Below are 3,380 nucleotides of genomic sequence, written 5' to 3'. Positions count from 1 at the left end.
AAGCGCCCTTCGTCTATCGGTTAGGACACCAGATTTTCATTCTGGGAAGAGGGGTTCGACTCCCCTAGGGCGTGCCACTTTTCTCATCGATCCCTGATTGCGCGTGCTTGTCAAAGCGCTTGGGGTTATTATCTGATGTCTGTGCGACCGCGCCCGTCGTCTAGCGGTCCAGGACAACGCCCTCTCACGGCGTAGATCACGGGTTCGAATCCCGTCGGGCGTACCACCTTGCAAAATGGCTAGCGGCTGCAGATCGACAAGCCACGCCTGCAGTCGCGCGATGGCTGATCACATTCCCATGGTCGTGATGCTCTCCCCGAGGCGTCCGCTTGCCTCGCGGGCATCCATTTTCCACAAGCCTCGAAAAAATCTGCGCTATCGCAATATTTTCGTATTTTGCCGCTTGCGGTGCACAAAGGTGCTGACTATAAGGGCGCCACCACGAAGGAAGCGCCCTTCGTCTATCGGTTAGGACACCAGATTTTCATTCTGGGAAGAGGGGTTCGACTCCCCTAGGGCGTGCCATCATCTAATAAAATCAATTACTTACAGCGTCGGCACACGAATCTATTCATGCGTCACTTTGTGCCGCACGGTGGGTCGCGGCTTCGGCGGCACGGAACGCCATAGGCTTGGCGTCGAGTTCGTTGAGATAGACGAGCGTCGTCGGAATATTCTTGTGGGCCATTGCCTTCTGGACGGCGAATAGATCCGCCCCACTATTGGACGCGAACGTGCGGCGAGTTCAACTCTCCTAGGGCGTGCCAATTTATCAAATAATTCAGATGCATAATTTCTGATAAAAATAGTCGGATAGTTATTTCGGCTCCGGGCGCAATTGAAAATCCGGCGCTGTTAAACGAGGGGGGCATTGTGGACGAATTTTCTTCGGCTTTCTTCAAGACCGGCGCTTGGGATTTCATCTCCCTTGCAAAGTGCTTTCTCGAAGGCGCGAATCTCATGAAAAACGAATTGGTCGCGGGTAACCGGATGCTCTTCGCTCCCACCCTCCATTCGGCGGGGCAAGGCTTGGAGCTTCTTCTAAAAGGTTGCCTCATCCACAACGGCGTTCCGAAGAGCGCCGCCGTGGGCTATGGCCACAAGGTCAACGCCATGTGGGTTTTGCCGCAAGTCGCCAAGCTAAGGGCAATCGCTGCAATCAACGCCAGGACAATCCACGAAGAGGCTTTGGACTCTGGCTTGTATCCAGACGCCGCCGCGGTTGCCAACCCCGCCAAGCTCTTCGAGGAATATCGGCAAGCGCTAGGTAGTCTCCACGCAGAAAGAAAGAGCTTTCCGCTTCGATACCCGACCGACGACGGCCGAAAGGCGCCACGCACGCCGCTTTTGATCGGGACGCTTTGGCGCACGGCCGACGATTATGTGAAAAGACCGAAGGAGTTTCTGGAAATTTAGGGCCGTTCCAATTGCGTTCCCGATAAAGCAAATCTTTATTAGTTTGGCGCGACGTGTCGCGCCACCGATTCGATGCAACGCATCCCAGCCGCACTAGTGGAGTAACCTGTGGGCTCACCGCATACGCCCAAGATGACCGCTGACCTTCTGCGTAGTTACAGTGAAGCGGCGCTCCGCAACGCGGATGAACTGCTCGTCGAAGCATCGCTTTTGCTTAACCATGACCACATAGCGCGGGCCTACTTCTTGGCTGTTGCTTGCATCGAGGAAGTGGGCAAGGCACTGCAAGCGTTTGATGCTCAGAACCGAAACTTATCTGATCCAGCGATCTGCAAAGTGCTGAAAACGGGGATGGAGAGTCATCCCCAGAAGATTAACTACGCATTGAGCACGTGGGCCTTGAGTAGTCCCGAGCCGCGGGCTGCGCTGAAGGTGGCGCTTGATCTGATTTTTCACCTTAAGCGCGGGCGCGAACCTTCGATATATAGCGATCTGCGCGCGGCCCCGGATCGAGTACAGACACCGCGAGAGGTGGTTCGCGTCAACGCCGCGCGGGACTGCGTCACGTTAGCCGGGAACTGTCTCGCCCATGCACGCCAACATGTGAGCGCGAAGACACCAGTCAAGTTTACGTCCGCTCAGGATAGGCTGTTCACGATGAAGTCGGCCAAGTTTCAGGAGATGCTGAGTATGGAGGACTTCTGGTGGTATTTCATTTCGCGGATGGAAGCGGGCCAGCCAGACATCGCGGAGGCGGTTCTGGGATATGAGCGGGATCACATCAAGGCCGGGGTATGCTTCCGTCCTGCAAAGGCAAGTGACGCGGAGACCCCGTAGACCATCGGTCGCGAGTATTACTCGCAATATCGACGGATGGCTCTCGACAATCCTACGGGAACAGGTCCCACGAAATTTCATCGCTGATTTTTTAGATACCTCACTAACTTAGCTACAGCCGCACCGCCTCTTCTCTCGTCAGATTGCACGATCAACTGGATCAAGGTGAAGCAGAAATAGATGTGTCCAGGCCGGGTCACGTGCGTGTTTCGACAATAACCGTATTGGGCGGAAAACTGCCATCAATGGCACTTGCCGCGCAGGCTGCTGGTTCACCAGCGGCCTGTGCCGCCGGGATGTGACAGCGCTTCAACCGCTTTCTCCTGCAGCTCCTCGCCAGTGTCGCGCAAGTTAGCGTCCCTATGCCAGTGAGACCGAATGGCCTGCCTGGAGAACCTTGTTATGAACGCACATGATGCAAAGCCTGCCGTCGCTTCTTCGATGGCGGGCGCGGAAGCGGTGCCGCAGCGGCTGATACCGTTTTTCGGCGGCTGGCGTGCACATCGCAGCAGGCATTGCATCTGGATCGTGACGCCGCCGAACTATACGCACAGCCATGCTTTCGATGAAGTCGCGCTGGCGCTGCAAGGCGCCTTTTACGAGCTTGGGGGTTCCGCGCCGATCGTCAGAGACATCAATAAATTTGGCGGGCGCGCGCCGATCATCTATGGCGGCAACCTCCTGCCCATCGAAATCCTCCCGCGTCTGCCGCGAGATACCGTGCTCATCAATCTGGAACAGGTGTCGGCGGAAAGCGAATGGATCAACTCGCGCTACCTGTCGATCCTCCAGAACCTGCCCGTCCTCGACTACAGCCCGCGCAATTGCAAAAACCTTGCCGCAAAAGGCGTCCCCCACGCCCGCGTAATGGAGATCGGATACAGCGCACGCCTGACGCAGGTCAAACAAACGGAAGAGAAGGACATCGACGTCCTCTTCTATGGCTCGCTCAATCAGCGCAGGATCGATATTCTCGAAGCCCTGCAGCGGTCCGGGCTCAAGGTTGCCCATCTGTTCAATGTCTATGGCGCCGAACGCGACGCGGCGATCGCACGTGCGAAGGTCGTGATCAATATCCATCACTATGAAAGCGGCGTCTTCGAAATCGTGCGTGTATCCTATCTCCT

Annotated in this window: 2 protein-coding genes, 3 tRNA genes and 1 pseudogene; all 6 read left to right on the top strand. The window is 56.3% G+C overall.

Annotated elements, in window-relative coordinates; translation table 11 throughout:
- Positions 1-2 precede the first annotated feature (2 nt).
- Positions 3-77 (top strand) — tRNA-Glu (locus ACPYOJ_RS34085).
- Between the two features lie 72 nt (positions 78-149).
- Positions 150-226 (top strand) — tRNA-Glu (locus ACPYOJ_RS34080).
- A gap of 224 nt (positions 227-450) precedes the next feature.
- Positions 451-525, top strand: a tRNA-Glu gene (locus tag ACPYOJ_RS34075).
- A 348-nt stretch (positions 526-873) separates the two neighbouring features.
- Positions 874-1,416, top strand: coding sequence for a hypothetical protein (locus tag ACPYOJ_RS34070; protein WP_481420182.1), 543 nt, complete (start codon positions 874-876; stop codon positions 1,414-1,416).
- Between the two features lie 132 nt (positions 1,417-1,548).
- Positions 1,549-2,253 (top strand): AbiV family abortive infection protein, encoded by a 705-nt coding sequence (locus tag ACPYOJ_RS34065; protein WP_481420181.1) that lies wholly within the window; start codon positions 1,549-1,551, stop codon positions 2,251-2,253.
- 471 nt (positions 2,254-2,724) lie between these two features.
- Positions 2,725-3,380 (top strand): annotated as a pseudogene (locus ACPYOJ_RS34060) (glycosyltransferase family 1 protein); the annotation flags it as partial.

The organism is Rhizobium sp. SVR5-9E (assembly GCF_056755095.1).
This window is presented reverse-complemented; position numbering and strand designations above follow the sequence as displayed.

Excerpts from the sequence above, each read along its gene's own strand:
- ACPYOJ_RS34065 (WP_481420181.1), top strand. The coding sequence starts at position 1,549 with ATGACCGCTGACCTTCTGCGTAGTTACAGTGAAGCGGCGCTCCGCAAC.